The 5,406-nt window shown below is 37.6% G+C and carries 4 protein-coding genes; all 4 read right to left on the bottom strand.

Features of this window, described 5'->3' with window-relative positions:
• Positions 1–167 precede the first annotated feature (167 nt).
• The 4 genes from FTV13_RS15315 to FTV13_RS15300 all read right to left on the bottom strand — a co-directional run bounded on the left by FTV13_RS15315 (position 168) and on the right by FTV13_RS15300 (position 4,999).
• Entirely contained in the window at positions 168–491 is a 324-nt protein-coding gene (locus FTV13_RS15315) for an ankyrin repeat domain-containing protein (protein ID WP_179992892.1), read from the bottom strand.
• 57 nt (positions 492–548) lie between these two features.
• Complete coding sequence (locus FTV13_RS15310) at positions 549–1,823, bottom strand: HEPN domain-containing protein (protein WP_179992891.1); 1,275 nt, start codon at positions 1,821–1,823, stop codon at positions 549–551.
• 95 nt (positions 1,824–1,918) lie between these two features.
• Entirely contained in the window at positions 1,919–3,268 is a 1,350-nt protein-coding gene (locus FTV13_RS15305) for an aromatic acid/H+ symport family MFS transporter (RefSeq protein WP_179992890.1), read from the bottom strand.
• Between the two features lie 366 nt (positions 3,269–3,634).
• The gene (locus FTV13_RS15300) at positions 3,635–4,999 is read right to left on the bottom strand and encodes an MFS transporter (RefSeq protein ID WP_179992889.1); all 1,365 of its coding nucleotides are present in this window, start codon (positions 4,997–4,999) and stop codon (positions 3,635–3,637) included.
• Positions 5,000–5,406: the final 407 nt, after the last annotated feature.

Raw genomic sequence — 5,406 nt, 5'->3', positions numbered from 1 at the left:
TTAATGGAGAAATCTAATCGGTATGTTATACCTGAGAGAAGAGTGAGGAGTTATCCAAGGGTTGTAAAAGGAAAACCTCAAAAATACCCAAGAAAAAGCCAGTCAATCTCTTAACTGACTGGCATTATCCAGATGGAGGCTTTTTTATTTTCTTGATCTTATTTTATTTAAATGCCACCTTTTAGGCTTTTTAGATAAGCCACTACATCTTTATTACCGGCCATTTCTGCCAGTTCCAAAGCGGTATAGGTACTGCGATGATCGACATCTGCGCCTTTGCTGACCAAGAGTTTGACTACTTCGAGATGATCATTTTCAGCCGCAGCCTGCAAAGCGCTATAGCCTTCTTCATCGGCAGAGTTGACGTCCAAACCTTCTTGTAGGCCGTTCTCAACCTGTTCAACATCACCGATTGAGGCCCAGTACACCAGTTCAGGAAGATGTAGTTCATCGTCATCTTCAGGGATTGGGGAGAATGAGTTGAGTTTCATAATAAATCAAAATTAATATTTATGAATAAGTATCTTACAAGTTCAAATGTTTAATTTCTATTGTATTTCATTATGTATATTATCTAGTCGAATCGTTTGTTCTTTAATTTGAGATAATTTTGTATAGTTACCTACTACTGACAAACCTAAGACACTGATAATTAACCAAGCAGTCCAATTAGCTAATTCAACAACATCAATAGTATCTATATCTGACCAATATGCTCTATGTAGTGCCTTAGATCTTTTATTATATGATTTTTTAATTTTAGATTTTATATTTTTATAATTTTCAACATCATGAATGCGATAACCACCATATACCAACATACAAGCAAGCCCTTTTGCATTTGCTTCAGATATTCCTTTATCTGTAATAGAAAAGAAACATTCAATACATGACCATAATTTAACAAATTTCATAGTATCGTTATTGTCTTTTGAAGCTTCACAAAACCAATATACAGATTTAATAATCGCATCCTCTACTTCCGTTTTTAATTCTTTTTCTAAAATATTAAAGAAATCATCAAAGAATAAATTAGTTTTCAAATATTCTAATATTTCGGAATTAATCTCTGCATCAAAAAACTTAGGAAATGAATAAGAAAAACTTCCACCTGAGCTTTCTTGCTCCCACTGCAAACGAGGTTGATAAGATTTATGACTAGAAGAAGAATTCAAAGCTTGAATTCTATAATTCAGTATTGATTTTTTATTAATTGCCTGCAAACAGATACTTAAAAAGCTAGTAATTAAATTGGCCTTGTAATCAAATTTTTGCTCTGCTTGTTTCTTACTCCCTTTTTCACTTCCATAAATCCACAAATAATTCTTCATCATGTCATAAAAGTTAGTCTCATCTTTTCCATATGCCTTAACAAATATTGATAAATCGGGAGAAATTATTTTGTATTTTCCAAAATTTAATTGTTCTATGTCTTTAAGCTTTATGCCTTCACAACAGTTAATATTATTAAATATTCTTATTTCTTTCTTTGATAGCTTATAGACATCATCTAACATATTTTCTAGAGGTTTTTCATTTAAAATATAGTCTGCATATACTTTTTTTAAAATTAAGAAAAGTTCAGAGAAAGTTATATAATTTTCAAAGTTGTAATAAATAATTAATTTACTAGTAAGTGATCTTAAAATCTCTCTTGTATCAGTTGTCATAAAAATTGTTTTTTCTTTAGATAAAGTTAGCTCTTGTCCAAGATGATCATCAAGATTTTTTATATCATCAAAGCCATTTATCTTAACGAATGCTTGTGGTTTAAATAGTGAGTCAATCATTTGTTGTAGTGTTATTTTTTCAATTCTATTCATAAAATTTATTAAATTTAAAATACTTATATCATTCTAAATCGTATACATTACATAAAAAAGCCCCCTTTCGGAGGCTTCTTATTTCAAACCAAGTTTTAAGCCTTTGCTGCAACGGTATCTGCTGAACTAATCTTTTCAGATTCATCATCATGCATGATTAAAGCAACTGCAATCGCTGTAATCAGTACCGGTAAACCGACTGCCATAAAGTTAAAGTGTGCAGGCAGATTCATACCCAGTAAGCCACCGATCAGGATCGGGCCAACAATCGCACCCATACGACCAATCGCAGATGACCAGCCAATACCTGTTGAACGTACTGCCAACGGGTAGAATTGTGCAACATAACTGTATAGCAACATTTGCGAACCGATTGACGCTGCACCTGCCAAAAACACCAGGATGTAAAGCAGGAACTGGTTAGATGCAAAGCCCATTGAGCTCATCACAATCGCACCCATCATACCGAGGAACATCAATACCGGTTTCAGGTGGAAACGGTCAGCCAAAATACCACCGCCCACAATACCAACCACTGCACCTACGTTCATGGCCATCATAAACATCAGGCTGTTGTCCATTGAGTAGCCCGCTGCCATCATCAGCTTCGGTAACCAGCTGCTCAGCGCATACATGGTTAATAGACAAGTGAAGAAAGCAACCCAGAACAATAAGGTATTTACCGCACGGCCACGACGGAACAGGCTCACCACGTTTGCTGCTTCAGGTACATTTTCCTGTGGCAGTTTAAAGGTTGTATTCTCTGTAACACTTAGATTTGGAGCCAAACGACGTACTATTTGACGTGCTTTTTCCTGTTTGTTGTCTTTGACGATAAAGGCTAAAGATTCCGGCAGGAATTTCCAGATCACAGGCAATAAAAATAATGGAATACCTGCGATAAAGAACATGATTTGCCAACCAAAACTTGGGGTAAACCATGAACCCAATAAGGCAGCCATCACACCACCTACCGCATAACCACTAAACATAGTGGTTACTAAGGTACTACGCATTTTTTGTGGTGCATATTCAGAGGTTAGTGCCACCAGGTTTGGCATAACACCACCAATGCCCAGACCGGCAAGGAAACGTAAAATTCCGAACTCAGTCGGGTTTGAAGCAAAACCACCGGCAAAGGTTAGGCCACTGAATAACACAATACAGATCATGATCACTTTTTTACGGCCAATTTTATCTGCCAGAGAACCAAAGATCATCGCGCCAAACATCATGCCGGCAAGTGCAGTACTGGCAAGCATTCCCGCTTGAACGGCACTTAAGCCCCAGTCCTGCATTAATAAAGGTAAAACAACACCATTGATTGCTAAATCGTAGCCGTCAAACAAGATAATGAGTAAACACCAAGCAACTACATTGAAGTGAAAAGGCGTAAATTTCGCATTATCGACTACAGAATTTATATCTACTGTTTCCGTTGTCATCGTTCTCATCTCCCATGAGTACTTGTCCATAAAATCCTTTTGAATATCCGGGGGAATATTCAAGTTTTAGCAATATACGCAAGTGAGATTTAGTGCACAATAAGACCAAATGATGGAGCAATTTCAGCCATAAAATAGCGGCTATTTGTGTGATTTATCACATTTTTATAAAACTAAATAATTGAATAATTAGACATTTATTATTCTCATTAAAATGCTTATATAAATAGTCTATAGACCAATGATTTTTTGATTTATTCAATTTTTTATGAATGATTTTTATACTTTAAACAAAAAATCCCTTTCTTATGAAAGGGATCTTTTGACTCAATTCAGATTTATAGCAAGTGGATTGGCAAAAAGTGACTAGGTTTTAATAGAATTCAGCTTCTGTTTCGCCAGTGAGGTCTCAGCATTTCGTTCTGCATTCAGATCTTTACGTACAATCATCGCCACTGAAATCGCGCCGATAATGGCTGGAATCGCAACAGCCAAGAAATTCATTTTATGTGGCAGCTCCATACCCAACAGGAATCCAATAATAATTGGACCAACGATTGCCCCTACCCGACCGACTGCGGACGCACAACCAATACCGGTAGAGCGGATTGCCAATGGATAGTACTGAGCCACGAAACTATAGAGCAGAATACTACTACCAATTGCCGAAGCACCTGCAGCAGCGACTAACAGATAGATCACAGCTTGTGGAGAGTTAAAGCCTAATCCAACTAATGAAACTGCACCCAACAGGAACATGCCAATAATGACCGGTTTCAGATGGAAACGATCCGCCAGAATACCACCACCAATAGTTCCAACCACTGCACCAATATTCATGGCCATCAGGAACATCAAACTGTTACCCAGAGAATAACCCGCTGCCATCATCAGTTTTGGTAACCAGCTACCCAATGCGTAGACCATAAGCAGACACATAAAGAAGCAGCACCAGAATAATAAGGTACTCATGCTACGGCCCTGCTTAAATAAAGCAGCAATTGAAGCATCGGGTGCATGCACTTCATTCAGTACAAACTGGGTACTTGCAGTGACATTTTGCTCAGGACTGATCTGTTGAACAATTTTGCTGGCCTTTTCATTTTGCTGTTTCTTTACCAGGAAAGTTAAAGATTCCGGTAAATACAAATACAGTATAGGTAGCACCAATAATGGAATACCTGCGATATAGAACATGATTTCCCAACCAAAACTTGGGGTAAACCAGGCACCTAATAACGCCGCCATAATCCCGCCAACTGCATAACCACTAAACATGGTAGTGACTAAGGTACTACGCATTTTTTGTGGCGCATATTCAGAAGTTAATGCGACCAGATTCGGTAAAACACCACCAATACCTAAGCCTGCAATAAAACGCAGGATGCCAAATTCAGTCGGACCAGAGGCAAAACCGCCCCAGAACGTAAATCCACTGAATAAGGTCACACAAATCAGGATGACATTTTTTCGTCCAATTTTATCTGCCAGCATACCGAAGAGCATGGCACCAAACATCATGCCGGCCAGAGCGGTACTTGCAAGCATTCCGGCCTGAACTGCCGTCATATTCCATTCTTGCATCAGTAGGGGTAAAGCAACACCGTTGATTGCCAGATCATAACCGTCAAAAATAACGACAAATACGCACCAAAGTACGATCTTCAAATGAAAAGGTTTAAACTTTGCTTCATCCACTACAGCATTCACATTCACTGTTGTTGCTGTCATTTTTCCTCACCTCCAATTGTGAGCTTTTTTATTCTATAAAAAAATGAACGTTCATTCACTTTTGTATATAAAATGGATGATTCTTTAAACCTTGTCTACTGCAAAACTTACCAAGTTAGATTTTTTTAATAAAATTTAGGCTAAAGTCGTAGATCGAATATTTTTTAGACAGACCAATAAGAAAATAAGACGAAGTTGATTAATTATACTTTTCACGTTATTTATATTTTTATTATCTAGGCACAATTAGGAGGTTATTTACTTCTTTTCCTAGAAATCTCACGCATAAAAAAAGCCCCCTGCGTGAGCAGAGGGCTTTTGGAATAATGAGCTGGCGATGACTTACTCTCACATGGGAGACCCCACACTACCATCAGCGCTAAGAGGTTTCACTTCTGAGTTCGGGA

This window comes from Acinetobacter sp. YH12235 (genome assembly GCF_013417705.1).
In the GTDB taxonomy this organism is placed as follows: domain Bacteria; phylum Pseudomonadota; class Gammaproteobacteria; order Pseudomonadales; family Moraxellaceae; genus Acinetobacter.
The sequence above is the reverse complement of the archived record's forward strand: the minus strand, read 5'-3'. Positions and strand labels throughout refer to the sequence as shown.